Here is a 25,716-nt window from a genome sequence, read left to right as displayed (position 1 = left end):
TCCTGTTTACATGGGCCGCCACGAATCTCCCCGGACACATGGAAGTGGCGCGCATCATGGATATCCCTCTCGGCCTTACCTTCGATGACGTGCTTCTGCGTCCTGCCGAGTCGGACATCGTGCCTTCGCAGGCCGATACGCGCACGCGCCTGACCAAGGGCATCCACCTCAACATCCCGATCCTGTCGTCGGCAATGGATACGGTAACCGAGGCGGACATGGCCATCGTCATGGCACAGCTCGGCGGAATCGGCGTGCTCCACCGCAATCTTTCGATCGAAGAGCAGTGCGCCGCAGTCCGGGCGGTCAAGCGCTTCGAAAGCGGAATGGTCGTCAACCCCATCACGATCACGCCTGATGCACCGCTGGGCGAGGCTCAGGCCTTGATGCGCCAGCACAAGATCAGCGGCATCCCCGTTGTCGAGGCATCGGGCAAGCTGGTCGGCATTCTCACCAACCGCGACGTCCGCTTCGCCGACAATCCGCAGCAGCCCGTCCGCGAGCTGATGACGCATGAGAACCTTGCGACGGTAAAGCTCGGGGCAAGCGGGGACGATGCCCGTCGCCTCCTGCACCAGCGCCGGATCGAGAAGCTGCTTGTGGTGGACGATGCGTTCAAGTGCATCGGCCTGATCACGGTCAAGGATATCGAGAAGGCGGTCACTTTCCCCAACGCGACCAAGGACGCCGCGGGCCGCCTGCGCGTCGCCGCCGCGACGACCGTGGGAGAAAAGGGCCTGCTCCGCACTCAGGCCCTGGTCGAGGCCGAGGTCGATGTCGTTGTCATCGATACCGCGCACGGTCACAATCGTGATGTGGCGCGCGCTGTCGAGGCGGCCAAGAAGCTTTCGAATTCCGTTCAGGTGATCGCCGGCAATGTCGCCACCGCAGCGGCCGCGCGCTCGCTGGTCGATGCAGGCGCCGATGGGATCAAGGTCGGCATCGGGCCGGGATCGATCTGCACCACGCGCATCGTTGCGGGTGTCGGCGTGCCGCAGCTCACCGCTGTCATGGAATGTGCCGAGGAAGCCGAAAAGTCGGGCGTTCCGGTGATCGCAGATGGAGGCCTTCGCACTTCGGGCGACGCGGCCAAGGCACTGGCCGCAGGCGCAAGCACGGTGATGATCGGCTCGATGCTGGCCGGAACCGAGGAAGCGCCGGGCGAGACATTCCTTTACCAGGGTCGCGCCTACAAGTCGTATCGCGGCATGGGCTCGGTCGGGGCGATGGCGCGCGGCAGCGCGGACCGCTATTTCCAGCAGGACATCAAGGACCAGATGAAGCTGGTGCCCGAGGGCATCGAAGGCCAGGTGCCGTTCAAGGGCCCGGCCAAGGACGTTGTCCATCAGCTTGTCGGCGGCATCAAGGCGGCGATGGGCTACACCGGCAGCGCCACCATCGAGGATCTGCGCAAGCGTGCGCAGTTCGTTCGCATAACCAATGCGGGCCTTCGCGAAAGCCACGTCCATGACGTGACGATCACGCGCGAGGCGCCAAACTACAAGGTCGGCTGAGGCTGCAAGGGTGACGCCTTCTGCGCGCGTACAGGCGGCGATCGACATCCTTGATGCGGTGATCGCTGCGGCGAGAGGGCAGGGCGCTTCGGCGGACCGGATCGCGGCGGAATGGTTCAGGGCGCGGCGTTTTGTCGGCTCGAAGGACCGTCGCGCCATCCGCGATCTGGCGTGGAACGCCATCCGGGCCTGTGGCGACGTGCCTGAGAATGGGCGGGCGGCAATGCTGCGCCTTGCCCAAGGCGACGCCGCGTTGACCGCTCTGTTCGATGGGTCGAGCTATGGGCCTGCGCCGCTGGTCGAGGGGGAACCGGTTGCCGGTGGCGGGATTGCGCCGCAGTGGCTGGTCAGGCAACTCGAGGCCTCCGGGCTCGATGGGCATGAGCAGGCGGCGCTTCTTGGCCGCGCTCCGCTCGACATTCGCGCAAACGCTATCAAGATTTCCCGCAACGACCTGCGCGAGCGGCTCGAGACAAAAGGTGAGTTCGTGGCTGCGCCGCAGGGCTTGCGCTTTCCATCCGGGACTGCAGCCGAAAGCTGGCCCGAATTCTCCGAAGGCCTGTTCGAAGTACAGGACGCAGGCAGCCAGATCGCCTGCATTGCGCTTGACGCCCAGCCGGGCGAAGCGGTGGTTGACCTATGTGCAGGCGCCGGGGGCAAGACCCTGGCGCTCGGGGCGGCGATGGCCAACCGGGGCAAGCTGATTGCCTGCGATATCGACCGCGCGCGGCTTTCACGCCTGCCCGATCGCGCGGCTCGCGCGGGCGTGCTGGTAGAAACGCGTCTGCTCGACCCCGGCCGTGAGATGCAGGCGCTGGCGGATCTCGAGGGCAAGGCAGATGCGGTGATGATCGATGCGCCCTGTTCCGGCACCGGCACATGGCGACGCAATCCCGAGGCCCGCTGGCGGCTCGACGCCAAGGCGCTGGCCCGCTATCATGCGATGCAGGCCAATGTGCTCGACATCGGCTCGCGCCTGGTCAGGTCGGGTGGCAGGCTGACCTACATTGTCTGCTCGCTGCTCGATGCCGAAGGGCCGGACCGGATCGGGAGCTTCCTGCGGGCCAACCCCGGATGGGACGTGGCAATACCACCATTGCCGGCCGGGCGCGCCCGCGGGCATGGATGGCGGCTCACGCCCCTGTCCGAAGGGACCGACGGGTTTTTCTTCGCAACAATCGTCCGGCGTGTTAACTGAGCGCTCATGCAAGCCGGTTCATTCAGCAGTGGTCGCCGGCTCAAGGAGTTGTTGATGCGTTACGCCCCCGTGGCTCTTGCCTTGTCCCTGATCGTTGGCGTTACCGGCAGCATGAGCACGGCCAAGAGCTCCGCTCCTGTTGATCCGCGTGTCGAAGCTCTCATCAGGGATGGCCGGGCCGCGATGGCAAAGGGCGATATCGGCACAGCGACCGACAGTTTCGAAGCCGCGCTGGCTATCGAGCCGGGAAGCCCCGCACCGCTTGTTGCACTGGCCGATGCCGCGCGACGCGATGGCCTGCAGGGCAAGGCGATCCACTATTACCGTGAGGCGCTGGAGCGCGACCCGAACAATGTCGCCGCGATCTCGGGCGAGGGCGGAGCAATGGTCGAAAAGGGCGCGCTGGAGAAGGCGCGCCGCAATCTGGCCCGGCTTGAAGGCCTGTGCGGAAAGGGCTGCACTGAAACTGCGGACCTTGCCGCCGCAATCGCCCGCGGACCTGCGCCGCGTGTCGTCTCGGCCGAAGCCGTGAAGCCCGAGCCCAAGATCGAGAGCAACTGACCGGTCAAATCAGGTCGCGGAATTCCTCGACCACCTGACGATAGACCCGCTTCTTGAACGGCACGATCAGGTCAGGCAGTTGCTCGGGCTCGACCCAGCGCCAGTCGAGGAATTCGGCCGGGTCATGGGCATTGAGATTGATGTCCTCGTCATTGCCGCCAAATCGCAGCAGCAGCCATTTCTGGCGTTGCCCGCGATAATTTCCGCCCCACAGTCGCCCGAGCAGTTCGTCGGGCAAGTCATAGAAATGCTCTTCGCGGCTTTCGGCAATGATCGTAACCAACTCTGCCGAAACGCCGGTTTCCTCGGCGAGTTCGCGCAGTGCGGCAGGATGAAGCTCCTCGCCATCATCTATGCCGCCTTGCGGCATCTGCCAGGCGTCGCCTTCCTTGTTGTCGATCCGCTTGCCGACGAACACGCGCCCGGCGCCATTTACCAGCATGACCCCGACACAAGGGCGATAGGGAAGCCCGGCAGATTGATCGTTCATCTTGACCTTTCCAGCAGCAGCCGCACGGCTGCGAAGATCGATTGCATGTCTGCCTGCGCGCTCGGGATCGCCTTGCGCACCTGCGTGAAGCCGTGGATCGTGCCCTTCATCTCGAGGAACACGACCTCCGCCCCGGCCCGGATCAGTTCCGCGCCATAGACCCGACCGCTGTCGCGAATCGGATCGAGCCCTGCCGTCACTAGCACTGTTGGCGGCGCGGTCGAATGGTCGCCGTAGATCGGATAGGCGCGCTTGTCGCCGATGACGGCCTTGTAGGCGTCGGCGAACCAGGTCATCGTCTCGGCCGTCAGCAGGAAACCCTCGGCAAAATCGAGGAACGATTTGTGGTCGGGCTTGTCATCGCTGAGCGGATAGATCGGCACCTGCAGGACAACCGGAACGGCAGCGGGCTTTTCCATCAGCGCCTGTGTGACGACGATGGTGAGGTTGCCGCCGGCAGAATCCCCCATCGGGATGAGGCCGGTGATCTCGCGGCCCAGAGCGGACGAGTTTGCGGCGATCCAGCGGCTCGCGGCTTCGCAATCGTCGGGCGCGGCGGGGAAGGGGTGTTCGGGCGCGAGGCGGTAGTCCACGGCGATGACCGGCATGTCCAGCTCGGCGGCAATCTCCGTGCACAGGCTGTGGTGGCTGTCGAGGTCACCGATGACGAAGCCACCGCCGTGCATGAACACGACTGCCGGTCCCGGTTCGCGAGCTTCGCGCAGGTCATAGAGGCGCAGCTTTATGTCGCCCCCAGGTCCGGGGCAGGTCAGGTCGCGGATCACGTCCAGTTCGCGCGGCGGCTGTTCGGCCAGTTCGCCCATCGCGATATAGCTCGCGCGGGCCATCTCGAGCGGGAGTTGGCTCATTGGCGGAGCCTGCGTGCCGTTAAGGAAATCGAGGAAGGCCTTCACGTCGGGGCGCACGAAATGGTCGGTCATGGTCTCTCCTCGTTATCCTGCCGGGATAGCCTGCGGGAATCGTTATCGACATCGGGGTAAGTCCGTCATTGCAACTTGACTAGCCTTCGCAGACAGAATCATCATCGTGTGCCGATTTTTCTCTCGCAGGAGTTTTTCTTCTTTGCGATTGGAACGGGAGGGGCATAGGCGCGTGGTTCATTGAGACGCGGCTTATGGCGGAAGGCACGTTCCTTCCGCACGCAGCAGAGGACGATATGGCGACAATAGTTGAAGGACCGGACGCACTGACCGGCGGCAAGGACGAACTGACCCCAGAAGCGGTGGTCGTGCGCTTTGCAGGTGACTCGGGCGACGGCATGCAGTTGACCGGCGGGCAGTTCACGCTCTCGACCGCGCTCGCCGGCAATGACCTGGCGACCTTCCCCGATTTCCCCGCTGAAATTCGTGCGCCGCAGGGCACGCTGTTCGGTGTTTCGGCATTCCAGATCAACTTCGGCTCGACCGCGATCGATACGGCGGGCGACCAGCCCGACGTTCTCGTGGCGATGAACCCGGCGGCGCTCAAGACCAACGTCGGCGCATTGAAGCGCGGCGGCCTGATCATCGCCGACACCGGCGAGTTCAACAAGCGCAACCTCGAGAAGGCCAAGTACACGGTCAACCCGCTCGAGGACGGCAGCCTCGAGAACTGGCAACTGCTGGCGTTCGACATCTCGGCGATGACGCTCGAGGCGGTGAAGCCCTTTGGCCTTGGCAACAAGGAAGCGCTGCGCTGCAAGAACATGTGGACGCTGGGTCTTGCGCTGTGGATGTTCGACCGCGACCGGCAGCCGCTGATCGACTGGCTCAACGCCAAGTTCAAGAAGAACCAGGTGCTGGCCGATGCCAACATCGCTGCTCTCAACGCCGGCCACGCCTATGGCGAGACAGCCGAACTGGCTGGACCGCTCAAGCAGTATCACATCGCTCCGGCAGAGAGCGAGCCAGGCCTCTATCGCACCGTGACGGGCGCCGAGGCGATCAGCCTTGGTCTGGTAGCGGGTGCGCAACTGGCCGAGCTGCCGATGTTCTTCGGCGGCTATCCAATCACGCCCGCCTCGGCGATCCTGCACAACCTTGCGCGGCTCAAGGAGTTCGGCGTCACGACCTTCCAGGCCGAGGACGAGATCGCGGCGATCGCATCGGCCATCGGCGCGTCCTATGCGGGCCAGCTTGGCGTCACCTCGTCGTCGGGACCGGGCATCGCGCTGAAGGGTGAGGCGATGGGCCTTGCCATCATGACCGAGCTGCCGCTCGTCATCGTCAACTCGCAGCGCGGCGGTCCGTCGACCGGCCTGCCGACCAAGACCGAACAATCGGACCTCTATCAGGCGATCTATGGCCGTAACGGCGATGCGCCGATGCCGGTCATCGCGGCGCGTTCGGCAGCGGATTGCTTCGAAGTCGCAATCGAGGCCTGCCGCATCGCGGTGGAATACATGACCCCGGTCATGCTGCTCACGGACGGCTACATCGCCAATGCGGCAGAGCCGTGGAAGGTGCCCGATCCCGCCAGCTTCAAGCCGTTCCCGGCGAAGTTCCTCACCGAGAAGAACGGGCCGGACGGCGAACTGCTGCCTTTCGCGCGCGACGAGAAGGGCGCGCGTCCGTGGATCAAGCCAGGCACTCCGGGCCTTATGCACCGCATCGGCGGCATCGAGAAGAACCCCGGCACCGGCAACATCGATTACAGTCCGGCCAGCCACCAGACCATGACCGACGCCCGCAAGGCCAAGGTCGATGGCGTTGCCAACAGTATTCCCGATCAAGACGTGATCCTTGGCGAGACCTCGGGCAAGCTCGCGGTTGTGGGCTGGGGCAGCACCTACGGTCCGATCCACCAGGCCGTGCGCCGTGCGCGCCGCAAGGGACAAGATGTGGCACAGATCCACGTTCGCCACGTCTGGCCGCTGCCGAACAATCTGGGCGAGCTTCTCAAGGGCTACGACAGGGTGCTCGTGCCCGAGATGAACACCGGCCAGTTCAAGACCGTCTTGCGCGACCAGTATCTGATCGATGCAAAGCCGCTCAACAAGACCAGCGGCCAGCCTTTCACGATCGCGGAAATCGAAGCCGCAATCGACGACGCACTCGGTGGTCACGCCGGGGGCGAGGTCGACGCCGACAATACGCAGCTGCCCAGCATCAAGAGTGTTAACCCATGAACGAGATGACCAAGATCGCGGTCCAGACCACGCTCAAGGACTGGGAAACCGACCAGGAAGTACGCTGGTGCCCGGGCTGCGGTGACTACGCAATCCTCAAGGCCGTGCAGCGCACGCTGCCCGAAATCGGCGCCGATCCTTCGAGCACCGTGTTCGTCAGCGGCATCGGTTGCTCGAGCCGCTTCCCCTACTACGTTGAAAGCTACGGCTTCCACACGATCCACGGGCGCGCACCGGCGTTTGCCACGGGCATCAAGCTTGCCAACCCTGAACTCGACGTCTGGCTGGTGACGGGTGACGGTGATGGCATGTCGATTGGCGGCAATCACACGATGCATATTCTGCGTCGCAATGTGAACGTGCAGATCCTGCTGTTCAACAACGAGATCTACGGCCTGACCAAGGGCCAGTTCTCGCCGACCAGCCGCGAAGGCACCAACAGCCCGACTTCGCCGCTCGGCTCGGTCGATCGTCCGGCAAGCCCCTGCGCTTTTGCGCTAGGTTCGGGTGCGCGCTTCATCGCGCGGGCCTATGACGTATCCAAGAACCTGTCGGGCGTGCTCAAGGCCGCGCACGCGCACAAGGGTGCCTCGTTCGTCGAGATTTTCCAGAACTGCATCGTCTACAACAAGGACCGCTTTGACGACTTCGTCGCCAAGGGCGCGGCCGACCAGAACCAGCTTTGGGTCGAAGATGGCCAGCCGATGCTTTTCGGCAGCGAGAAGTCGGGCGGCATCAAGGGCATCGCGCTCGACATGGAGACGCTCAGCCTCAAGGTGGTCGATGTCGTGGATGGTGACTGGCAGGCCGCCGGCGTTATCGTGCACAACGCAAAGAACCGCGCGATTGCACACATGCTGGTCGAAATGCCTTTCGGGCCGTTCCCGATGGCACTGGGCGTAATCTATGACGATCCCCGCCCGACCTACGAGGACGCTCTGCTCGGACAGGATGCCAAGTCGCGCGAAGGCAAGGATGCGAATCTCGCCAAGCTGCTCGCCAAGGGCCAGACCTGGACGGTAAGCGGAACGGCAGCCGACCCGGTCTGACGACCGGGTTTGCAATGGTCTTCGAAGGCCGCAAGGATGCGACATACTCGCGCCCTTGCGGCCTTTTCCTGTTTGAGGTCACCGATTGGACAACCTGACTCACAGCCTTGTCGGATGGGTTCTTGCCGAAACCGGGCTAAAGCATCGCACGCGCAAGGGATTGGCGGCGCTGGTGCTCGCGGCGAACATGCCGGACATCGACATCTTCTTTGGCTGGGTGCCCTGGGCGCCGCTGGCGATGCATCGTGGATTCACCCATGGGCTGGTCGGTGGCGTCGTACTGATGCCGCCGTTGCTGGCGGGTCTGCTGTGGCTGCTGGACAAATGGCAAGTTTCGCGCGGCCGGATCGCGGTCGATGCGGCCCCCTTGCGCTTCGGGTGGCTGGTGCTGCTGAGCTACATTGGCGCAATCTCGCACCCGCTGCTCGATTTGCAGAACGTCTATGCAATTCAGTTGCTCTCGCCGTTCAGCGACCATTGGTTCCACACCGACGGCCTGTTCATCGTCTCACCTTGGTTGCTGGCGATGCTCGGGCTGGGAATCTGGCTGGCGCGGCGAAGAGAGAAGGGTGTGCCTGCCGTGGCGACGCTTGCTGGGTGCGTTCTGTTCATTGCGGTCAACATCGCCATTTCGGCGCTCGCCCGCGATGCCGTGGTGATGAGCGAACCTTACCCGCAGCCGGACCGGCTGTTCGCATCGCCCTCGCCGGTGAAGTTCTGGGAGCGGGACCTGATCTGGCGCGAAGCCGGACGGATCACCTTTGCCAGGTTCGATCCCACCGTCAGCCTGTCACATCCTCTGGATCGTGGGCAGCCGTTTGCCGACAACATGAGCCTGCCGATCGTGAAGCGCGCGGCGCAATCGGGGCCAGAGGTCCGGAAATTTCTCGCATGGTCGCAGATGCCGGTCGCAGAAATCGAAACCCACGGTTGCGAAAGCGTCGTAACGTTCGGCGATGCGCGATTCACCGGCCCCGCGATGGCACGAAACTTCAACACCGTGGTCCGGCTGAGGACCTGCTAACTGCCAGGCGTGATCTGGGCGAGCGCATCGTCGGCCTGCTCGGCAACCGCCTTTGCCGGGCGATGCAGGATGGCAGTGGCAAGGAAGGCCCAGCCCGCGCCGCCGAACCAGCCAGCAGCAACATCGCTCGGGAAATGCACACCAAGCCAGACGCGACTGATGGCGACGGCAACGCTCAGCACGATCGCGAAGCCGACTAACGTCCATCGCACGCTGCGGCGCGGGCTCATTGCGGCAAAAGCCAGTGCGATCGCGATGTAGACAACGGCTGAATTGAAGCTGTGGCCGCTGGGAAAACTTTGTCCGCCAGCTTCGGTCAAATGCGGCACGATCATCGGTCGAGGCCGCCCCACTGCCAGCTTCACTAGGGTATTGACGATCCAGCCGCCCGCAATGGTGGCCGCCAGCAGCACGGCTTCACGGCGAAGCCGCAAGAACAGCAGCGCGGTCAAGGCACCCAGCGCGATCATGTTCCTCAACAGGACGCCGCCAAGCCCGGTCATATCACGCACGGCTTCGAGCAGCCATGCGGGTCCCGCCGGAAGCAATGTTGCACCTCTTCGCCAGAACATCAGGCCGGCGCTGTCAATCGCCTCGCTGCGGCCCGTGGAAACGGCGAACGTCACGAACGCGAAGCCCAGCCAGCACACTGCGGCCGCCAGAAGAGCGTGTCCGGACGCGATGCGCCAACCATGTGTCCTTTGGGACAGGTATTTGTCCGATGCGTTGTTCATCATGCGATGCAGGGGAACGGGTTTAAACCGGTGGTGTTCCCCCACGACTTCGCCATTGCAACAGGAAATGCCGATTGTGACGTCTTCCGCCGGGGCTCCCCCGTCCATTGTCTGGTTGCGACGGGATCTGCGCCTCGCGGATCAGGCAGCAATTCTGGCGGCTGCAAGCGACGGCCCGGTCATCCCTGTCTACGTGCTCGATGATGAGGCTCCCCGGCACTGCCGCATGGGCGGAGCTTCTCGCTGGTGGCTGCACCATAGCCTGGCCAGCCTCGATGCCGATCTGCGCAGGCGCGGTTCACGGCTGATCCTCAAGCGCGGCAAATGCCATGAAGAGCTGGCTGCGGTGCGGAGAGAGACAGGGGCACGAACCGTCCATGCCTTGCACCATTACGAACCTTGGTGGCGCAATGTCGAACGCGCTGTCGCCAAGGCGTTCCAATTGGTCCTGCATCACGGCAACTATCTCGCGCCGGCGGGGTCTGTTGTGACTGGCGCAGGAGCGCCGTACAAGATCTACACGCCGTTCTGGCACGCTCTGCGCCAACGGATGCCACCGGGGGCGCCAACAGCGGCACCGGACAGGCTTGATGCCCCGGAGGTCTGGCCAACCTCCGAGAACCTTGAGGACTGGAACCTGCTGCCATCCAAGCCGGATTGGGCTGGCGGCATGCGCGATGAATGGACGCCCGGCGAAGCCGGTGCGCTTGACCGACTGGAAGAATTTGCCGAGCGCGCCAGTCGCTACGGCGAGTGCCGCAATCTGCCATCGATCGAAGGAACGTCACGGCTCTCGCCTCACCTGCATTTCGGCGAGATTTCGCCCGCGACAGTTTGGCATCGCGTCGCAGAGGCGCGCGGATCGGTGGACGTCTTCCTTGGTGAACTGGGTTGGCGCGATTACGCCCAGAACGTGATTCTGCAGTTTCCGGACTACGGATCGCGCAACGCTCGCGAAGCCTACGACCGGATCGAGTGGCGCACTGATCCGGACGGTCTGAAGGCGTGGCAGCAAGGGCGGACGGGCTACCCCATCGTGGACGCCGGCATGCGCGAACTTTGGCAAACCGGCTGGATGCACAATCGCGTGCGCATGATCGCGGCAAGTTTCCTGGTGAAGCATCTGCTGATTGACTGGCGCGAGGGTGAACGATGGTTCTGGGACACGCTCGTCGATGCCGACTATGGCTCCAATGCGGTCAACTGGCAGTGGACGGCGGGTACGGGCGTCGATTCGAACATGTTCGTCCGGATCATGGCGCCGCTGACCCAATCGCCCAAATTCGAGGCCGCCCATTACATTCGCAAATGGGTGCCTGAACTTGCAAACCTTTCCGATGACCGGATTCATGACCCGGCCGTGCCCCCGCGCGGATATCCATCCAAGATTGTTGCTCATGCCGAAGCGCGCGCACGGGCGCTTGCTGCCCATCAGTGCATGAAGCAAGCCTGACCTTGCACCGTATGACCTGCCGACGCATATGCGGCTTATGAACGCGCAGACGCCAACGAGGGGAGGGCATCTGGTCGCCGGGGGACGGAATATTTCCGCACTCGGCGGTTGGATCGGGCATCTTTTTGCAGGATCCTTCACCGGTGCGGTCGAACGTATCGACAAGGGTCTTGTCCAGGGCACGATCATAGCGACTTTGCCGGATCGCTCCACGCGCAAGGTCGGGGGCAGGGGCGAAGGCCCCGTCGCCCGGATAGAATTACGCAGCTGGAACGCGCTCGTTCGGCTGGCGACGGCTGGTTCGATCGGCTGGTACGATGCCTGGGTTGCAGGCGAATGGGACAGTCCCGATCCGGTCCAGATATTCGACCTGTTCATGCGCAATGCCGACACGTTGGGCGATGTCGGCCGCGCCAAGGGGCCGTGGCGGTGGGCAGGACGATTGCTCAATCTGGCACGGCGAAATTCCAAGGCGCAGGCCCGCCGGAACATCGCTGCGCACTACGACCTCGGCAACGATTTCTACCGCCAGTGGCTCGACGAGACGATGAGCTATTCGAGCGCCATGTGGCACGGCATCGATCCTGGCGCTTCCCTTGCCGAAGCGCAGGCGAACAAGGTCGACCGGCTCGGTGAGCGGCTGGATCTGACGCCCGACAGCCATGTGCTCGAGATCGGATGTGGCTGGGGCTATCTTGCCCGCCGTCTGGCCGAGACATCGGGTGCGCGGATCACGGGGATCAGCCTCTCGGACGAACAACTCGAATGGGCCCGGCGCGAGCTTGCGACCACGGCACTGAGCGGCATCGAATACCGCCATCAGGACTATCGCGATGTCGAAGGCCAGTTCGATGCCATCGCCAGCGTCGAGATGGTCGAGGCGGTCGGTCGCGAATACTGGCCGTCGTACTTCGATTGTCTCGCGCGCTGCCTGAAGCCAGGAGGGCGCGCAGCCCTGCAGTACATCTCCATCCGCGACGAGTTGTTCGATGCCTATGCCGCAAGCGCGGATTTCATCCAGGCCTACGTCTTTCCCGGCGGATTGTTGATCAGCGAGCGCGAATTCCGTTCGCTCGCCGCCGAGCGTGGTCTTGTGTGGGAAGAACCCGAAGCATTCGGGCTGGATTATGCTCGCACGCTGAAACTTTGGCGTGAGGCGCTTGACCGCGCGGTTGCCGAGGATCGTCTTCCTATCGGCTTTGATCGCAGGTTCATCGACTTGTGGCGCTATTACCTGATGTATTGCGAAGGCGGTTTTCGCGGGGGCGGGATCAACGTGAGCCAGGTGACTATCGTGAAGCCGCTACGTTGATCGGGGCGCGGGTCGTCGGTTCGTACCCCAGCTGCTCCAATGAGCCAGCGAGGGCCTCTTCACACCGCCGGATGCAATGTTGCGGCAGCATTTCCAGGAAATTGTAGGACCGCCGCTTCCAGTAGAAACGTCCGTCAACCTTGGTCTGTGCGTCAGCCATGCTGACGATTTCGTCGATGCGGCCGTGAGGGGGCTCGATCTCGAGAAATTCGAAGATTTGCGTGATTGCGGCGGCCGGGTCGCTGAACATTTCCTCATAGCGTATCGGCAGGAACGGCAGACCAAGGTCGCGAGTGCCAAATTGCCAGCCGGAAAAGTGGTCGGTCAGCGGCCCGGATACATCTGCAAAGGTGGCAACGCCGCGGTCGGAAATGAACTCTTCGACATAGTGATCCATCTCGCCGTCTTTGAGGATTTCCTCGACGGTCTTTGGCACACCACCGATGAACCTCTCGGCATGCTTGCGGACTGCGGAATAGTTGAGCGCCGATAGAAAGACATCGATGGGATGGCGATAGATGCTGATCGCTCCCATGGAGAGATGATCATAGGGAGCGATGCGCGAACTGCCGAAGTGGCAATGCGTCCGAAAAAGGCGGGATGCTTTGCCATGCAGGTGAAGAATTGCCGTGCTTTTTGGGGTAGTCTTCTTCTGAACCGAGGGAATAATGTCCGGATCCTCTGATCCCGGAGCAACAATCTCGCGAAGTATGATCCGTAGCCATGTACTTCCCGACTTTGGATAAGACGCCAGCCACATTATTGGCAGATTAGTTTCATCCGCAATCTTATTGTCTGCTGCCGTCACTCGCTCGCCCCTAGCGAATTGAATTACAGAACAGCAGTAGGTGTGGCCTAGGGCTTTGGCAACAATTCAGTCATGTTACGTTCATAATGGATCAGCGGGCTCGCTCAGATTCGCCTGAACACCCCGTCGCCGCGATAGCGGGCAAGGATATTGTCATGCACGATCGGGCTCAGCAGGTTGGCAAAGGCGCAGCCCACCCGGCCGCTGTCCCACCAGACCACGTCGGCCTGCAGCGCTTCCATCCCCGGCATGGTCAGCCAGCAGCGGTTGCCCGGATACATGCGCTGAAGCGAATTGGCGCAGAAGCCGCCCAAGGACAGATCGGTCACCACGGTCTGAAAACCGCGGCCCCCCGAGGGGCGCAGCGAGGCCGGGATACTGACGCGCAGGCGCGGTGCACAGCGGTCTTCAAGCGCTGCCTGGCTGTATGTGCCGGTGTTCCAGTCCCCGGTATTGCTGTCGGTCGTGCTCATGCCCGAACGTCCTCGCCCGATTTCGGCTTGCCTGAAGGCACATGCCTGCAGACTTGCCCGAGAATCACTCCGAGTGCGTTAATTCGGGCTGATCAGACGTGGTTAACCCGGGCGCGGTGCGGGCTGTCGAATTGTTCACCAAGAATCGTCACGATACGATCCGCGACAGCTTCGGGCGCCTTGACGCTCTGGGGATCTTCGCCGGGATAGGCCTTGGCACGCATCTTGGTGCGCGTCGCGCCCGGATCGAGGACGCAGACGCGGATCGACGACGTGTTGCGCACTTCTTGCGCATAGCTGTCGAGCAGGGCGTCGAACGCGGCCTTGGATGATCCGTAAGCGCCCCAGTATGCCCGCGGCTTGGCGCCTACGCTGCTGGTCACGCCGATCACCCGGGCATTGCGGCTCTTGCGGAGCATCCCGTCAAATCCTGCGAGCAGTGCCTGCGTGGCAAGCACGTTGAGAGTCAGGGCATTGTTGAACTCTCGCGCGTCGATCTGCCAGACCGGCGTCAGGGTGGGCAGGACGGCGGCATTGATCACCAGAACGTCAAGTGCGTCCCAACGCCCGCTTATCGCCGTGGCGAGGCGGGCAATGCCGTCTGCTTCGGTCAGGTCGACCGGCGCGATCGTGGCACTGCCGCCAGCGTCGAATATCTCCTGCTCGACCGTCTCGAGTTCCTTGGCGTTGCGGGCCACGAGGATCACGTGGGCCCCCGCTGCCGCAAGCGCCTTGGCCGTGGCAGCGCCAATGCCCCGGCTGGCTCCGGTGACCAGCGCGAGCTGCCCTGCCAGTGCGCCTTCGCCGCTCATTCAGGCGACCTTTTCAACCGGGAAGGAAAGCTGATCCGGGCTTTCCCGATCGGCAAGGTCGGTAAGACGGGTCGGGTAGTCCCCGGTAAAGCATGCGTCGCAGTACTGCGGGCAGGCATTGTTGCGCTGCGGTTCGCCAACGGCACGGTAGAGGCCATCGATCGACACGAACGCCAGGCTGTCGGCGTGGATGAACTCTGCCATCGCGGCAACGTCCATTCGGGCGGCCAGGAGCTTCGAGCGCTCGGGCGTGTCGACGCCGTAGAAGCAGGAATGCTCGGTCGGCGGGCTGGCGATGCGCATGTGGACTTCGGCGGCACCGGCATCGCGCATCATCTGCACGATCTTGAGGCTCGTTGTTCCGCGCACGATTGAATCGTCGATCAGGACGATGCGCTTGCCCGCGACAAGCGCACGGTTGGCGTTGTGCTTTCGCTTGACGTCGGCATTGCGCGCACCGTCGGAAGGCTGGATAAACGTCCGCCCGACGTAGTGCGAGCGAATGATGCCGAGCTCGAACGGGATGCCGGATTGCTGAGCGTAGCCCAGCGCGGCAGGCACGCCGCTGTCGGGAACCGGGATGACCAGGTCGGCATCTGCAGGGCTCTCGATTGCCAGCTGCGCGCCGATTGCCTTGCGCACCTGATAGACCGAGCTGCCGCCCATGACCGAATCCGGACGGCTGAAGTAAACGTGCTCGAAGATGCAAGGACGGGCGTCGGGCTTGCCGAACGGGCGATGGCTGCTGAGATTGCCGTCAAGATCGACCTGTACGAGTTCGCCCGGTTCGACTTCGCGCAGGAAATCGGCACCGACAACATCGAGGGCCACGGTTTCCGATGCGAAGACGAAGGCGTCGCCCATCTTGCCCACGACCAGCGGGCGGATGCCAAGCGGATCGCGGCAGGCAATCATGCCTTCCGGCGTCATGCAGATGAGCGAATAGGCGCCTTCGACCAGGCGCAAGGCATCGACGAAGCGGTCCAGCAAGGTTGGATAGCGGCTTGTCGCGACGAGGTGGATGATCACCTCGGTGTCCGAGGTTGACTGGAAGATCGCGCCCTTGCGCACCAGATCGCGCTTCAGGAACATCGCGTTCGAGATGTTGCCATTATGCGCGATGGAGAACCCGCCAGAAGCGAGATCGGCGAACAGGGGCTGCACGTTGCGCAGGCCGGCGCCACCGGTTGTCGAATAGCGCACGTGACCCGAGGCCATCATTCCCGGCAGTTCGGCAATGGCCGAACCGGTCGAGAAGTTCGCCGCGACATGGCCGATGCCCTTGCGCGAATAGAACTCCTGCCCGTCAAAGCTGGTGATGCCCACCGCCTCCTGGCCGCGATGCTGAAGCGCATGCAGGCCGAGTGCGACTGTCGCCGCAGCGTCACGAACGCCGAGTACGCCAAAAATGCCGCACTCTTCGCGCAGCTTGTCGCCGTCGTCATCGCTTGCGTCCGATCCGATGTCCCAAGGGGTGGAGTCGGAAATCTGGTTCTGTGAAATCATGGGTCCCGTGGACTCGCGTGGGCGCACAAGCGCCGGCCAAACGTGGCGCTCAAATGGCGACGTTTGTGCACATTGGCAAGTGCAAGCTTCGGAACCGGCAACGGGACTGGCGCGTAGTCGCATCCTGTGGATGGGCAAAACGGAGCAAGCACGGTGCATATGATCAGAAACGCGATCCTGTTGCTTGTGGCATTTGCGGTTCTGGCCGCAACACTTTCCTACCTTATCGCCGTGGTTTTGCGCTGATACAGGCGCTAAATCTTAACTAATTTCGTTCAGGAACAGCAGGATGCGGCTGTTCCGTTGTCTTGCGAGTCCACTCGGAGTCGGTCTGGCGTTCTTCGTCATGGCGGTTTTCACCGTGCACTTTTCCCGGTTCTCCGGGGGCATTGCAATGGTCTGGGTTGCAAATGCTCTTCTGGCCGGCCGACTGGTGGTCACACCCGAAAAGCGTTGGGCATCGTTCCTTGCAGCATGCGGCGCGGCAAGCGCCGTCGCGACTGGTGCGTTCGGTCTGGGCTGGGCGGCAGCAGGGCCGATGGCGATTGTGAATGTCGGTGAAGCCGCCGCTGCGGCAATGGTCATGCGTCGCATTTCGGTCGCTTTCTGGCCCGACGACACGCTGGAATGGATCGCGGCCTACTACATCGGAATCGGTCTCATCATCCCGCTCACCAGCGGCGGCCTGGCGACACTGGTCGCGTCCGTGGTCGGCAGCGGTGATCCGCTCGAGAATTTCACGCACTGGATCATCGGCCATTCGCTCGGCCTCATGTCCTGCCTCCCGATCTTCAGGTTCGTTTACTGGCGGACGTCGCGTGGGCGCAGTTTCTTCCCCGGTGGCGAAAACTGGCCCTCGGCGCTTGTTATCCTCGTGGCATACACCTTGCTGACGGTGGTCGTTTTCTCGCTCGACATGCGCGTGCTGCTCGTCTTTCCGTTGCTGTTTCTGGTCGTGGGCGCGGCGGTTCTCGAAGAGGCGATGATCGCTGCGCTTCCTGTCCTATTGATCATCATCGGCGGAACGATGACCGCGCTTGAAATGGGGCCGATTGCCTTGATGGATGTGGACTACGGTGACCGTATCCAGTTCTTTCAGCTCTATGTGGGCGTGACTGTGCTCGCCGGCTTGCCAATCTCGTGTGAGCGATCCCGGCGCATGGCCGAGCTTCGCCGCATGCGGGAACGCGTCGCACGGCTCGAAGGCGGGGAACCAACCCACGCTTGAGCCATTGCCGTTTGCCGCGCGTGGTCCTACATCCGGGCACGCCGCACTGGCCAATCGCTTCCAAAGGGCTGCTGCTTGATCCTGTCACCGTTCGAATGGACCATCGCCAAGCGCTATATGCTGCCGGGCCGCGGGGAGGCGTTCATCGCGCTTGTCGCCGGCATCAGTCTGATTGCCGTGATGCTGGGCGTCGCTGCGCTCGTGATCGTCATGAGCGTGATGAACGGCTTTCGCGCCGAGTTGCTTGACAAGATCGTGGGGCTCAATGGCCACGCCATCATTCAGGCTTATGGCGGGCGGTTGGACAACTGGCAGGACATCCTCAAGCGCGTGCAGGCAACCGAAGGCGTGACGCATGCATCGCCGCTGATCGAACAGCCCCTGCTCGCGAGCTTCAATGGCCGGGTCGAGGCAATCCTCGTGCGCGGCAATACCGACGAGGACATCAAGCGGCTCGAGGACAAGCGCGTCGACGGGGTCATTGGCTCGCTGCGACCCGGGACGAGTAATGTCGCCCTTGGCGCAAGGCTTGCCGAAAATCTTGGTGCGCGTGTTGGCGACACGATCACGATCATCAATCCGCAGGGACGGTCAACGCCATTCGGTACGGTCCCGCGCGAAATCGCCTATACAGTGTCGGCACTGTTCGAGGTCGGCGTGTACGATTACGATCAGGCCTATGTGGTAATGCCTATCCAGGATGCCCAGACGCTCCTGCTCACGGGCGATACCATCGGCATGATCGAAGTCTCGACGACCAATGCCGACACGGTCATGGACACCCTGGGGCCGCTCAAGCAGCAACTGGCGGGGCAAGCCGTGATCACCGACTGGAAGACGATCAACGCCAGCCTGTTTGAGGCACTCGCGGTCGAGCGCGTTGCGATGTTCATCGTGCTGTCGATCATTGTGCTGGTGGCGGTGTTCAACATCCTGTCGTCGCTGATCATGCTGGTGCGCGCAAAAACGCGCGACATCGCGATCCTGCGGACCATGGGGGCAACGCGCAGATCGCTGCTAAAGGTCTTCGTGACGATCGGCTTCGTCATCGGGGCGCTGGGCACGCTGTCGGGCCTGCTACTCGGTTTCGTGTTCCTGTTTTTCCGCCAGCCTATCGTCAATGCGATCCAGTTCGTGACCGGACAGAACCTGTGGGACCCGTCGATCCGCTTCCTTACCGAGTTGCCGAGCCGCTCGGACCCCGTCGAGATCACGACGATCTGCCTGATGGCGCTGCTCTTCAGCTTCCTGGCAACACTCTACCCTGCGATGAAGGCGGCGAGCACCGATCCTGTCCAGGTGCTGCGTTATGAGTGATCCGATGTCCACCAGTCCCGTCGTTCGCCTCTCCGATCTGCGCCGCTCGTTCAGCCAGGGCGGGGTGACGATCGACGTCCTGCGCGGCGTGAACCTCGAGGTTCATCCGGGCGAGATCGTGGCGCTGCTTGGCCCTTCGGGCTCGGGCAAGTCGACCATGCTTCAGGCGATCGGCCTGCTCGAGGGCGGCTTTTCCGGTCTGATCGAGATTGCCGGGACCGACGCGTCTAAGCTTTCGGGAGACGACCGGACCGCGCTTCGCCGCGACCATCTCGGGTTCGTCTATCAATTCCACCACCTGTTGCCCGATTTCAACGCGCTCGAGAACGTGGTCCTGCCGCAATTGGTGGCGGGGACCGAGCGCAGCGCAGCCGATGCGCGGGCGAGTGAACTGCTCAGCGCTCTAGGCCTTGCCAAGCGCCTCGATCACCGTCCCAGCCAGCTTTCGGGCGGCGAGCAGCAGCGTGTCGCCGTGGCGCGCGCCCTGGCCAATCGTCCCGAACTTGTCCTGGCCGATGAGCCCACCGGCAATCTCGACGAGGCGACCGCCGACCGCGTGCTGGAGGAATTCCTCAAGCTGGTGCGCGGCGAGGGCAGTTCTGCCTTGATCGCAACGCACAACGAGCGACTGGCGCTGCGGATGGACCGCGTGGTGCGCCTCCACGAAGGCGTGCTGGTCTAGGGATACGAGTTTCGACTGATGCGTTTTACCGCGCAGAAGGAGATCGGATTCCCATGAACACCACGATCCGCGCTGAAGCCGCCGGCCTCGAATACTGGCAGGACCATGCGACCATTCTGCGCCGTGAGGCGGCAGATGGCGTATTCCACGGATTTGCCTCGCTGCATTCTGGCTCGTTTGCTGAGATGGTCCGCCTGTTCACGCGTATGCCCGCCGACGATCGCGAAAACATGGTCATCGAGAAATCTGGCGACCGCCAGTACTCGCCAGCCGAAATTGCCGCACTTGCGAACCGGACCGATTTTCCCGGCTGACATATCCGCCATTTGCCGTTGATATACTTCCCTTGTCGTGCGACTTCTTCGGGCGACAAGGGGAGAAGTCATGTCCGGTCTTGATTGGAATGCCGAGGCGACGCTGCACGAGCGCGATGATGCCGGCTCGGAAATGCAGTACAATTTCAACGTTCTGAGAAAAGCTCCCTTGCGGGATTTGGTGGCACAGGTTGTCGCCATGTCGACTGATGAACGTGCTCGGCTGGTGATCGATGTCGCGGGCGGCAAATCACTCAACGTTGTCGAGATAATCGAGATTGCCAAGGCCGAAGGTCTGGAATGATGAACCCCCGCACAATTGCAGATTTCAAGGCGCGCAAGCCCAACGGCGAGATGATCGATCTCGCCGAAAAGCAGGGCAAGGTCCTGCTGGTGGTCAACACCGCGTCAAAGTGTGGCTTCACCCCGCAATATGATGGTCTTGAAGCGCTTTGGAAGCAGTATGGCGAGCGCGGTTTCGAAGTCCTTGCGTTTCCTTGCAACCAGTTCGGCGGGCAGGAGCCGGGCACGGCAGACGAGATCGAAAGCTTCTGCAAGGTGAACTTCGGTCTGAGTTTCCCGCTGATGGCCAAGATCGACGTCAACGGCAGCAGCGCGGACCCGCTTTACGACTGGTTGAAGGCCGAGGCTCCGGGCCTTCTGGGCACCAGGGCAATCAAGTGGAACTTCACCAAGTTCCTGATCGGTCGCGATGGCAAGGTTGTGCGTCGCTATGCCCCGACCGACAAGCCCGAAAGCATCGCCAAGGACATCGAAGCGTTGCTCTGATCCCGCTGCATTTGCGGACACAAGCGATCGGCGCGCTTAATCGAGAGTGGATAAAGCCGCCCCAACGCCTCGCAGAATCGGGCTGCTGATCCTACCTTGGCAGCCATGCCCCACGCCTCCTTCGTTCCGCTGCGCATCTTCTCGTCCTACACGATGCTGGACGGCGCGATCGATCCCAAGGCTATCGCGAAGACGGCAGCTGAACGTGGTTTTCCTGCCGCCGCAATCACCGATCGCAACGGTCTCTACGGCAGCGTCGCCTATGCCAAGGCGTGCAAGGACATGGGCGTGCAGCCCGTCATCGGCACGATGCTCGCAGTGGCCCGGCCTGACCGGGAAGGCGCGGCGACAGGCTTCGGTCCGGCATCGCCCACGATCGACTGGGTGGCGCTTTATGCGCAGGATACGGTGGGCTACGACAATCTCTGCCACCTTGTGAGCCGCGCGCACCTCGATCGTCCGCTCGAATTCGATGCCCATGTCGTGCTGGCTGACCTTGTCGGGCACACCGATGGCCTGATCTGCCTGACGGCGGCCGGAGAAGGGGCGCTGGCGAGGTTGCTGGCCGGGCAGCAGCAATCGGCCGCGGAGACCTACCTCGACCGGTTGCAGGAACTGTTTCCGCAGCGCCTTTACATCGAGATCTGCCGCCGCAACGATCCTGTGGAAGAAGCGTCGGAAGCTGCGCTGATCGACCTGGCCTATGCCCGCGATCTGCCATTGGTTGCCACCAACCCTGCGTGCTTTGCCGACCGGGCCTTCTACGATGCGCATGATGCGATGCTGTGCATCGCCAGCTCGACCCACGTCGACAGTGCCGACCGTCCCCGTTCGAGCAAGGAATGGTGGATCAAGCCTGCAGAGGTGATGGCAGAGCTGTTCAAGGATCTGCCCGAAGCTCTCGCCAATACCCTTGTCGTGGCACAGCGCTGCGCAGTCATGCCGCCCAAGCGCAAGCCAATCCTGCCAAGCCTTGCTGGCGATCAGGAAGGCGAAGCCCGGATGTGCGCTGTGGATAGCCGCAAGGGTCTCGTGCTGCGCATGCAGCCCTATTATCCCGCCGAAACGCATGGCGAACTCGATCGCGTGCTCTGCCTTGGACCCGATGCCAAGCCCGATGCGCAGGATTATCCGCTGCTGGCCGAGGCCGGGGTCTGGGACGAGGTGCTGGTCTATCGCGACCGGCTCGAGTTCGAAGTCGGCATCATCAACCGCATGGGCTTTGGCGGCTACTTCCTGATCGTTGCCGATTTCATCAAGTGGGCCAAGGATCAGGGAATTCCGGTGGGTCCGGGACGTGGTTCGGGCGCGGGCAGCCTCGTTGCATGGGCGCTGACCATCACCGATCTCGATCCGATCAAGCTGGGCCTGCTGTTCGAACGCTTCCTGAATCCCGAACGCGTTTCGATGCCGGACTTCGACATCGACTTCTGCGAAACCCGGCGCGGCGAGGTCATCCGCTACGTCCAGCGCAAGTACGGGCTCGACCACGTCGCGCAAATCATCACGTTCGGCAAGCTCAAGGCCCGCGCTGTGTTGCGCGATACCGGGCGCATCCTGCAGATGAGCTATGGCCAGACCGACCGGCTGTGCAAGATGGTGCCCAACCATCCCACCGACCCCTGGCCGCTGCCGCGCGCGCTCAATGGCGTGCTCGAACTCAAGCGTGAGTACGACCGCGATCCTGAGGTCAAGCGCCTGATCGATCTCGCGATGCAGCTCGAAGGCCTGCCACGCAACAGCTCGACTCACGCAGCCGGCGTGGTGATCGGTGACCGGCCGCTGGCTCAGCTCGTCCCGCTCTACCGCGATCCACGTTCGGACATGCCCGTCACGCAGTTTGACATGAAGCATGTCGAAGACGCCGGGCTGGTCAAGTTCGACTTTCTCGGCCTCAAGACGTTGTCGGTCCTGCGCAAGGCGGTCGATCTGCTGGGCAAGCGCCAGATCGAAATCGATCTGTCGGCGCTCGCCTGGGACGACGTGCAGACTTACAAGCTGCTCCAGTCGGGCGACACGGTGGGCGTGTTCCAGCTGGAATCAGAAGGCATGCGGCGCACGCTGGCGGCAGTTAAGCCGACCAACTTTGGCGACATCATCGCGCTCGTCTCGCTCTACCGCCCCGGTCCTATGGACAACATTCCGCTGTTCGGTCGCCGCAAGAACGGGCTGGAAGCGATCGAATATCCGCACGACAAGCTCGCGGGCATCCTGTCCGAGACTTACGGCATTTTCGTCTATCAGGAACAGGTCATGCAGGCCGCGCAGATCCTGGCCGGCTACTCGCTCGGAGACGCCGACCTGCTGCGTCGCGCGATGGGCAAGAAGGTTCAGGCGGAGATGGACGCCCAGCGACAGCGCTTTGTCGATGGTTGTCGCGAGGTTTCTGGCATTCCCGCGCCCAAGGCGAACGAGCTGTTCGACCTGATCGACAAGTTTGCGGGCTACGGCTTCAACAAGTCTCATGCTGCCGCCTATGCGCTGCTCGCCTACCAGACGGCGTGGCTGAAGACGCATTACCCGCATGAGTTTTACGCTGCCTCGATGTGCTTCGACATGCATCAGTCGGAAAAGCTTTCGGTCTTCGTCGACGACATGCGCCGCAACGGCGTTGCATTGGCAGGGCCTGACATCAATCATTCAGTGGCCGAATTCACGGTCGAGCGGACTCACGACGGATATGCGGTGCGCTATGCTCTGGCGGGTCTGCGCAACGTGGGCGAAAAGGCGATGGAACAGATCGTCGAGGAGCGGGACGCCAAGGGGCCGTTCGCCTCGCTCGACGATCTGTTCCGCCGCATACCGGCAGGATCGATGAACCGGCGGCAGCTCGAAGCGCTGGCGGCAGGCGGCGCACTTGATTGCCTCGAGCCAAACCGTGCGCAAGTGATTGCCAATGCCGAACTGCTGATGGCCGTGGCTGACGAAGCCTCGCGGTCACGCACCTCGGGCCAGGGCGGTCTGTTCGGTGGCGACGATCATGCTGTGCCCGCAACCCGCCTTGCCGAAGCCAAGCCCTGGTCGCGCGCCGACCAGATGGCAGCCGAGCGCGAAAACTTCGGGTTCTATTTCGCCGCACATCCCGTCGAGGAATATCGTGCGGTTGCCTCGGCCAATGGCGCACGCACCTATGGCAGCCTGATGTCGGGCACCGGCGAGCCCGGCGGACGCTCCGCTGCAGTCATGGCCGCGCTGGTCGAGAACGTGCAGAAGCGAAAGACGAAGAAGGGCAAGGACTTCGTCATGGCCGACTTCTCGGACAGCTCGGGCCTGTTCTCCGCCTCATGCTTCGAGGAAAGCCTTGTCGAACCGTTCCAGCAATGGGCGCGCGAGGGCACTTGCGTGTTGCTCAACGTTGAACTCGATCGGCCCAACCCCGACGAGCCACCGCGGGTGACCGTACGCGGCGCCCGCCCTCTGGCATCGGTTACCAGTGCGTCGCGCATGCAATTGAAGCTCGACGTATCGAGCACTCAGGCAATTGCCGAACTGGCAATGCTGCTGCCGCGCGATCCTGGCGGCAAGGGCGAAGTGCTGGCCCGTTTGCGCACGGGAGGCCCGAAGGAGCCGCTGATCCGGCTCGGCAATGATTTTAAACTGGACAGCGACTTAATCGAGCGATTGATTTCGATAGAAGGTCTTGCCAATGTGGCGCTGTCGGCTCGGCCCGAAAGGCACCTGCGGCTGGTAGAATAGAAAAGCATGGAGAGCGATGTGACGGGTCAGCTTGGTGCGATGCAGGATTGGAAGCTGCGGGTAACGCATCTCGTCGATCACGCCGCCCGCGAACATGGAAAACGCGAGATCGTCACCCGTTGGGCGGATGGATCGGAAACACGGACCGATTGGGCCGGAATTCGCCGCGATGCCCTCAAGATGACACAGGCACTTCGTCGCCTTGGCGTGAAACCGGGCGACCGGATCGCGACGCTGGCGATGAACCATTCCCGGCATCTGGTCAGCTGGTACGGCGCTGTGGGTGTGGGTGGAATTCTTCATACGCTCAATCCCCGCCTGTTCGACGATCAGCTCGAGTACATCGTGAACCACGCGGAAGACCGCGTGATGCTGTTCGACCGCCAGTGGGCTCCGATCGTTGAGCGCATGAAATCGCGCTGGCCGACCGTGGAGCACTACATCTGCTTCGACGGCAGCGAGCCGGCAATTCACTTTGAGGAGTGGATCGCGGCCGAGGACGGCAATGCGGAATGGCACGACGGCGACGAGCGCGATCCGTGCATGCTCTGCTACACCAGCGGCACCACGGGAAATCCCAAGGGCGTGCTTTATGAGCATCGCTCGACCATGCTTCATGCGCTGACGGCGATCAGCCCACCCGTATTCGGAATGGACTGCCGCAGCGTGATGTTGCCGATCGTGCCGATGTTCCATGCCGCCAGCTGGGGTTTGCCCTGGGCCGGCGCGGCAGCGGGGGCCAAGTTCGTCTACTCGGCAATCAATGATGGCGCGGTGCTGTGCGAGTTGATGAACCGCGAGCAGGTTACCTGCTCGGCCGGTGTGCCGACCGTCTGGCTGGCGCTTCTGCAACATGTCGACACGACGGGAGGGGAAATTCCGGCAAGCCTCAAGACTGTGGTCTGCGGGGGATCGGCGATGCCGCGGGCCATGATCGAGCGCTTCATGCGCAACGGCATTCGCGTCGCCCATGCCTGGGGCATGACCGAGACTTCGCCGATCGGGACGACCGGCGCCGAGACCTGGAACTGGGACGACCTGACATTGGACGACCAGGTGAGCGTCAAGGTCATGCAAGGGCGTCCGCCATTCGGGGTGGAAATTCGCTGCGTCGATCTGGGCGATCCGGACAAGGTCTTGCCCCGCGACGGCAAAACATCCGGTGCTTTGCAGGTCCGCGGTCCGTGGATCGTCAAACGCTATTTCAAGGCCGAACAAGACGCCGTAGTCGCGGGCCAGTGGTTCGATACCGGCGATGTCGGGCTGATCCATCCGGACGGTACGCTGCAATTGACCGATCGTACGAAGGACGTGATCAAGTCGGGCGGTGAATGGATCAGTTCGGTCGAGCTTGAGAATGCGGCCGTGGGCCACCCTGCCGTCGCCGAGGCGGCTGCGATCGGTGTTCATCACCCGAAATGGGACGAACGCCCGCTTCTGGTGGTGATCTGCAAGCCGGGCATGGAGGTCTCGCAGGACGAACTGCGCAAATACCTGCAAGGCCATGTGGCGAAATGGTGGATCCCCGATGCGGTCGCCTTCGTCGACGAGATCCCGCACACCGGGACAGGCAAGATCAGCAAGAAGGATTTACGCGAACAGTTCCGCGATTGGGTCTGGGCCGCCTGA

At 62.7% G+C, this 25,716-nt stretch carries 23 protein-coding genes; 16 read left to right on the top strand and 7 right to left on the bottom strand.

Annotation, left to right across the window (positions count from 1 at the left end; all coding sequences use genetic code 11):
- Positions 1 to 56 precede the first annotated feature (56 nt).
- From guaB to AC2A04_RS02405, 3 genes are read left to right on the top strand one after another with little or no spacing between them, the layout of a single operon-like run.
- Entirely contained in the window at positions 57 to 1,514 is a 1,458-nt protein-coding gene (guaB, locus tag AC2A04_RS02415) for an IMP dehydrogenase (protein ID WP_484210717.1), read from the top strand.
- A gap of 10 nt (positions 1,515 to 1,524) precedes the next feature.
- Positions 1,525 to 2,712: an RsmB/NOP family class I SAM-dependent RNA methyltransferase gene (locus AC2A04_RS02410; protein ID WP_484210716.1), complete on the top strand. Its 1,188-nt coding sequence runs from the start codon at positions 1,525 to 1,527 to the stop codon at positions 2,710 to 2,712.
- Between the two features lie 54 nt (positions 2,713 to 2,766).
- Entirely contained in the window at positions 2,767 to 3,273 is a 507-nt protein-coding gene (locus AC2A04_RS02405; protein WP_484210715.1) for a tetratricopeptide repeat protein, read from the top strand.
- 4 nt (positions 3,274 to 3,277) lie between these two features.
- Here AC2A04_RS02405 and AC2A04_RS02400 read toward each other — a convergent pair whose 3' ends face one another.
- Entirely contained in the window at positions 3,278 to 3,763 is a 486-nt protein-coding gene (locus tag AC2A04_RS02400) for an RNA pyrophosphohydrolase (RefSeq protein ID WP_484210714.1), read from the bottom strand.
- Complete coding sequence (locus tag AC2A04_RS02395; RefSeq protein ID WP_484210713.1) at positions 3,760 to 4,704, bottom strand: alpha/beta hydrolase; 945 nt, start codon at positions 4,702 to 4,704, stop codon at positions 3,760 to 3,762. Before AC2A04_RS02395 ends, AC2A04_RS02400 begins: the two co-directional genes overlap by 4 nt.
- A 236-nt stretch (positions 4,705 to 4,940) precedes the next feature.
- Here AC2A04_RS02395 and AC2A04_RS02390 point away from each other — a divergent pair, with 236 nt between their 5' ends.
- The 3 genes from AC2A04_RS02390 to AC2A04_RS02380 all read left to right on the top strand — a co-directional run bounded on the left by AC2A04_RS02390 (position 4,941) and on the right by AC2A04_RS02380 (position 8,963).
- Positions 4,941 to 6,890 (top strand): 2-oxoacid:acceptor oxidoreductase subunit alpha, encoded by a 1,950-nt coding sequence (locus tag AC2A04_RS02390; RefSeq protein WP_484210712.1) that lies wholly within the window; start codon positions 4,941 to 4,943, stop codon positions 6,888 to 6,890.
- Positions 6,887 to 7,939 (top strand): 2-oxoacid:ferredoxin oxidoreductase subunit beta, encoded by a 1,053-nt coding sequence (locus tag AC2A04_RS02385; protein ID WP_484210711.1) that lies wholly within the window; start codon positions 6,887 to 6,889, stop codon positions 7,937 to 7,939. Before AC2A04_RS02390 ends, AC2A04_RS02385 begins: the two co-directional genes overlap by 4 nt.
- An 85-nt stretch (positions 7,940 to 8,024) precedes the next feature.
- The gene (locus AC2A04_RS02380) at positions 8,025 to 8,963 is read left to right on the top strand and encodes a metal-dependent hydrolase (protein WP_484210710.1); all 939 of its coding nucleotides are present in this window, start codon (positions 8,025 to 8,027) and stop codon (positions 8,961 to 8,963) included.
- Here AC2A04_RS02380 and AC2A04_RS02375 read toward each other — a convergent pair.
- Positions 8,960 to 9,589, bottom strand: coding sequence for a phosphatase PAP2 family protein (locus AC2A04_RS02375; protein ID WP_484210709.1), 630 nt, complete (start codon positions 9,587 to 9,589; stop codon positions 8,960 to 8,962). The two genes, AC2A04_RS02380 and AC2A04_RS02375, sit on opposite strands and share 4 nt — an antisense overlap.
- A 175-nt stretch (positions 9,590 to 9,764) precedes the next feature.
- Here AC2A04_RS02375 and AC2A04_RS02370 point away from each other — a divergent pair, with 175 nt between their 5' ends.
- Positions 9,765 to 11,150 carry a cryptochrome/photolyase family protein gene (locus AC2A04_RS02370; RefSeq protein WP_484211671.1) on the top strand — a complete coding sequence of 462 codons (1,386 nt, stop codon included), beginning with the start codon at positions 9,765 to 9,767 and terminating at the stop codon, positions 11,148 to 11,150.
- A 37-nt stretch (positions 11,151 to 11,187) separates the two neighbouring features.
- Complete coding sequence (locus AC2A04_RS02365) at positions 11,188 to 12,462, top strand: class I SAM-dependent methyltransferase (protein WP_484210708.1); 1,275 nt, start codon at positions 11,188 to 11,190, stop codon at positions 12,460 to 12,462.
- On the opposite strand, the gene AC2A04_RS02360 is transcribed toward AC2A04_RS02365, so the two are convergent.
- The 4 genes from AC2A04_RS02360 to purF all read right to left on the bottom strand — a co-directional run bounded on the left by AC2A04_RS02360 (position 12,440) and on the right by purF (position 16,061).
- Positions 12,440 to 13,270, bottom strand: coding sequence for a sulfotransferase domain-containing protein (locus AC2A04_RS02360; protein ID WP_484210707.1), 831 nt, complete (start codon positions 13,268 to 13,270; stop codon positions 12,440 to 12,442). The two genes, AC2A04_RS02365 and AC2A04_RS02360, sit on opposite strands and share 23 nt — an antisense overlap.
- A gap of 104 nt (positions 13,271 to 13,374) precedes the next feature.
- Complete coding sequence (locus AC2A04_RS02355) at positions 13,375 to 13,743, bottom strand: PilZ domain-containing protein (RefSeq protein WP_484210706.1); 369 nt, start codon at positions 13,741 to 13,743, stop codon at positions 13,375 to 13,377.
- A 92-nt stretch (positions 13,744 to 13,835) separates the two neighbouring features.
- Positions 13,836 to 14,555, bottom strand: coding sequence for an SDR family NAD(P)-dependent oxidoreductase (locus tag AC2A04_RS02350; RefSeq protein WP_484210705.1), 720 nt, complete (start codon positions 14,553 to 14,555; stop codon positions 13,836 to 13,838).
- Positions 14,556 to 16,061, bottom strand: coding sequence for an amidophosphoribosyltransferase (gene purF, locus AC2A04_RS02345; protein WP_484210704.1), 1,506 nt, complete (start codon positions 16,059 to 16,061; stop codon positions 14,556 to 14,558).
- A gap of 346 nt (positions 16,062 to 16,407) precedes the next feature.
- On the opposite strand from purF, the gene AC2A04_RS02340 reads away from it, so the two are divergent.
- The 8 genes from AC2A04_RS02340 (at position 16,408) to AC2A04_RS02305 (ending at position 25,716) form a co-directional block, all read left to right on the top strand.
- Entirely contained in the window at positions 16,408 to 17,289 is an 882-nt protein-coding gene (locus tag AC2A04_RS02340; protein WP_484210703.1) for a hypothetical protein, read from the top strand.
- Between the two features lie 75 nt (positions 17,290 to 17,364).
- Positions 17,365 to 18,606, top strand: coding sequence for a lipoprotein-releasing ABC transporter permease subunit (locus tag AC2A04_RS02335; protein WP_484210702.1), 1,242 nt, complete (start codon positions 17,365 to 17,367; stop codon positions 18,604 to 18,606).
- A gap of 4 nt (positions 18,607 to 18,610) precedes the next feature.
- Entirely contained in the window at positions 18,611 to 19,288 is a 678-nt protein-coding gene (locus AC2A04_RS02330; protein WP_484210701.1) for an ABC transporter ATP-binding protein, read from the top strand.
- 53 nt (positions 19,289 to 19,341) lie between these two features.
- Entirely contained in the window at positions 19,342 to 19,602 is a 261-nt protein-coding gene (locus AC2A04_RS02325; RefSeq protein ID WP_484210700.1) for a hypothetical protein, read from the top strand.
- Between the two features lie 70 nt (positions 19,603 to 19,672).
- On the top strand, positions 19,673 to 19,906 hold the full coding sequence (locus AC2A04_RS02320) for a hypothetical protein (protein WP_484210699.1): 234 nt from the start codon (positions 19,673 to 19,675) through the stop codon (positions 19,904 to 19,906).
- Positions 19,903 to 20,391: a glutathione peroxidase gene (locus tag AC2A04_RS02315; protein WP_484210698.1), complete on the top strand. Its 489-nt coding sequence runs from the start codon at positions 19,903 to 19,905 to the stop codon at positions 20,389 to 20,391. Before AC2A04_RS02320 ends, AC2A04_RS02315 begins: the two co-directional genes overlap by 4 nt.
- A gap of 105 nt (positions 20,392 to 20,496) precedes the next feature.
- Complete coding sequence (dnaE, locus tag AC2A04_RS02310) at positions 20,497 to 24,087, top strand: DNA polymerase III subunit alpha (RefSeq protein ID WP_484210697.1); 3,591 nt, start codon at positions 20,497 to 20,499, stop codon at positions 24,085 to 24,087.
- 39 nt (positions 24,088 to 24,126) lie between these two features.
- Positions 24,127 to 25,716, top strand: coding sequence for a long-chain fatty acid--CoA ligase (locus AC2A04_RS02305; protein ID WP_484211670.1), 1,590 nt, complete (start codon positions 24,127 to 24,129; stop codon positions 25,714 to 25,716).

It is taken from the genome of Novosphingobium sp. HNCC26DJ243 (assembly GCF_057180545.1).
The sequence above is the reverse complement of the archived record's forward strand: the minus strand, read 5'-3'. Positions and strand labels throughout refer to the sequence as shown.

Bases quoted from the DNA above. Each gene is read 5' to 3' on its own strand.
- AC2A04_RS02355 (WP_484210706.1), bottom strand. From the start codon at position 13,743: ATGAGCACGACCGACAGCAATACCGGGGACTGGAACACCGGCACATAC.
- AC2A04_RS02400 (WP_484210714.1), bottom strand. From the start codon at position 3,763: ATGAACGATCAATCTGCCGGGCTTCCCTATCGCCCTTGTGTCGGGGTC.
- AC2A04_RS02320 (WP_484210699.1), top strand. From the start codon at position 19,673: ATGTCCGGTCTTGATTGGAATGCCGAGGCGACGCTGCACGAGCGCGAT.
- AC2A04_RS02365 (WP_484210708.1), top strand. From the start codon at position 11,188: ATGAACGCGCAGACGCCAACGAGGGGAGGGCATCTGGTCGCCGGGGGA.
- AC2A04_RS02405 (WP_484210715.1), top strand. From the start codon at position 2,767: ATGCGTTACGCCCCCGTGGCTCTTGCCTTGTCCCTGATCGTTGGCGTT.
- AC2A04_RS02385 (WP_484210711.1), top strand. From the start codon at position 6,887: ATGAACGAGATGACCAAGATCGCGGTCCAGACCACGCTCAAGGACTGG.
- AC2A04_RS02305 (WP_484211670.1), top strand. From the start codon at position 24,127: ATGCAGGATTGGAAGCTGCGGGTAACGCATCTCGTCGATCACGCCGCC.
- AC2A04_RS02340 (WP_484210703.1), top strand. From the start codon at position 16,408: ATGGCGGTTTTCACCGTGCACTTTTCCCGGTTCTCCGGGGGCATTGCA.
- dnaE (WP_484210697.1), top strand. From the start codon at position 20,497: ATGCCCCACGCCTCCTTCGTTCCGCTGCGCATCTTCTCGTCCTACACG.
- guaB (WP_484210717.1), top strand. From the start codon at position 57: ATGGATATCCCTCTCGGCCTTACCTTCGATGACGTGCTTCTGCGTCCT.
- AC2A04_RS02390 (WP_484210712.1), top strand. From the start codon at position 4,941: ATGGCGACAATAGTTGAAGGACCGGACGCACTGACCGGCGGCAAGGAC.
- AC2A04_RS02395 (WP_484210713.1), bottom strand. From the start codon at position 4,704: ATGACCGACCATTTCGTGCGCCCCGACGTGAAGGCCTTCCTCGATTTC.
- AC2A04_RS02330 (WP_484210701.1), top strand. From the start codon at position 18,611: ATGTCCACCAGTCCCGTCGTTCGCCTCTCCGATCTGCGCCGCTCGTTC.
- AC2A04_RS02325 (WP_484210700.1), top strand. From the start codon at position 19,342: ATGAACACCACGATCCGCGCTGAAGCCGCCGGCCTCGAATACTGGCAG.
- AC2A04_RS02370 (WP_484211671.1), top strand. From the start codon at position 9,765: ATGCCGATTGTGACGTCTTCCGCCGGGGCTCCCCCGTCCATTGTCTGG.
- purF (WP_484210704.1), bottom strand. From the start codon at position 16,061: ATGATTTCACAGAACCAGATTTCCGACTCCACCCCTTGGGACATCGGA.
- AC2A04_RS02350 (WP_484210705.1), bottom strand. From the start codon at position 14,555: ATGAGCGGCGAAGGCGCACTGGCAGGGCAGCTCGCGCTGGTCACCGGA.
- AC2A04_RS02315 (WP_484210698.1), top strand. From the start codon at position 19,903: ATGATGAACCCCCGCACAATTGCAGATTTCAAGGCGCGCAAGCCCAAC.